Genomic DNA, 654 nt, shown 5'->3' on the forward strand with positions numbered 1-654 from the left:
CCGCGACACGCGGCAGCCCGCCCCGGGCCCGGACGCCCAGCAGGGTCTGGACGCCGCGGCGGACGTCACCGGTGACGGCACCGTTCTGATCACCGGGGCCTCCGGCACCCTCGCCCGGCAGATCGCCCGCCACCTCGTCACCACCCGCGGCACCCGATCGCTGGTCCTGGCCGGACGCCGCGGGGCCGCAGCCGAGGGCATGACCGAACTGTGCGAGGAACTGCGCGGACACGGCGCCCACGTCACGGTCGAGGCCTGCGACGTCGCCGACCGCGACGCCCTCACCGCGCTGTTCGCCACCCTCCCCGCCGACCGGCCGCTCACCGCCGTCGTGCACACGGCGGGTGTGCTCGACGACGGCATCGTGCAGTCGCTCACGCCCGAGCGCGTCAACACGGTGCTGCGCGCCAAGGCGGACGCGGCGGTGCTGCTGGCCGAACTGACCAGCGGAACCGACGCGGCACTCGTCCTGTTCTCCTCCCTCGCCGGGACCCTCGGCGGCGTCGGGCAGGGCAACTACTCGGCCGCCAACGCCTTCCTCGACGCCTTCGCCGCCCGGTGCCGGGCCCAGGGGCGCCGGGCCCAGTCGCTGGCCTGGGGCCTGTGGGGCGAACGAAGCGGCATGACCGGCAAGCTCGGCGACGCGGACCTGCG

Annotated in this window: 1 protein-coding gene; it reads left to right on the forward strand. The window is 75.8% G+C overall.

Features of this window, described 5'->3' with window-relative positions; all coding sequences use genetic code 11:
• Nucleotides 1–654: beta-ketoacyl reductase (locus tag ACYVE9_RS29825; RefSeq protein WP_461030983.1), on the forward strand; the 654-nt coding region annotated here is incomplete at both ends.

The sequence above is a fragment of the Streptomyces sparsus genome (genome assembly GCF_054776295.1).